Consider the following 1,144-nt stretch of genomic DNA (forward strand, 5'->3'; position numbering starts at 1 on the left):
GACTGGACCGACGAAAAGGTCTGGGTGAAGGCCAATCCGAGCCTTGGCGTGACGGTGAAGCTGGATGACCTGAAGCGGCAGATTGACGAGGCCAGGGAAATGCCGGCGCAGCAGAATGCGATCCGCCGGCTGCGCCTGAACGAATGGACCGAGCAGGTCACCCGCTGGCTCGACATGAGCGTGTGGGAGGAAGGCGGACTGCCAGCTGCCACCGACTGGCGCATCGTCAAACACGANACTTGGAAAGCTTGCCGACAAATGGATCGTCACCTGCCGGTTCTGGATTCCCGAGGACGACATTCAGCGCCGCGTTCGCCGCGACCGCGTGCCCTATGATGTCTGGCGTGATCAGGGATTCTTGACCGCCACGCCCGGCAACGCCACCGACTTCGCCTTTGTCGAGAAAGAAATCCTCGACCTTGCCGGCCGCTATGACCTGCGTGAGCTCTCCTACGACCGCACCTTTGCCGGCGAGATCGTCCAGCATCTTCAGGATGAAGGGCTGAACCTCGTTCAGTTCGGCCAGGGGTTTTTGTCCATGGCGGCGCCCACGGCGGAGCTGGAGCGGCTTTCGGTGTCACGCTCGCTCTGGCATGGCGGCCATCCCGTGCTGCGATGGAACGCCTCCAATGTTGCCGTGCGCCATGATCCGGCCGGCAACATCAAGCCGGACAAGGAACGCTCCAGAGAGCGCATCGACGGCATTGTCGCCATCTGCAACGCGCTCGGGCGGGCGCTGGCCCGCGACGTCAATGCCGGCCGCTCGGTCTATGAGACCCGCGGCATCCTGATGCTGTGATCTGAGCAGCGCAGCTTACGAAAGAACCCACATGGCATTCTGGTCAAACTGGTTCGGTGGCGCAAAACCGCCGGCCGCATCTCCGCGCGCCTCGTTCCAGGATGCAGGTGGTGGTCTTGTCATCACGACGAGCGAACAGCTGGAAGAGGCGCTGCGGTCTGGCGCGCTGACGGCATCAGGTGCCATGGTGACGCCAGAGGCCGCGATGCGGGTGGCGACCGTCTATGCCTGCGTTCGCATCATCTCGGGTGCGGTGGCAACCTTGCCGCTGCACATCAAGCGCCGGGTGGATGAGCGCACCCGCGAAGACGCCTCCGACACGCCGATCTGGACGGTGCTGCGACG

Annotated in this window: 2 protein-coding genes and 1 pseudogene; all 3 read left to right on the forward strand. The window is 63.8% G+C overall.

Annotated elements, in window-relative coordinates:
* A partial coding sequence (locus tag ACFO1V_RS00940) for a terminase TerL endonuclease subunit (RefSeq protein WP_380074998.1) occupies positions 1 to 336 on the forward strand: 336 nt, incomplete at its 5' end.
* Positions 326 to 799, forward strand: coding sequence for a terminase TerL endonuclease subunit (locus ACFO1V_RS00945; protein WP_380075000.1), 474 nt, complete (start codon positions 326 to 328; stop codon positions 797 to 799). The genes ACFO1V_RS00940 and ACFO1V_RS00945, both read left to right, overlap by 11 nt.
* Before the next feature lie 31 nt (positions 800 to 830).
* Positions 831 to 1,144: pseudogene (locus ACFO1V_RS00950) on the forward strand (phage portal protein); the annotation flags it as partial.

Origin of the sequence: Daeguia caeni, from assembly GCF_042653845.1 — a bacterium.
Classification (GTDB): Bacteria; Pseudomonadota; Alphaproteobacteria; order Rhizobiales; family Rhizobiaceae; genus Brucella; species Brucella caeni.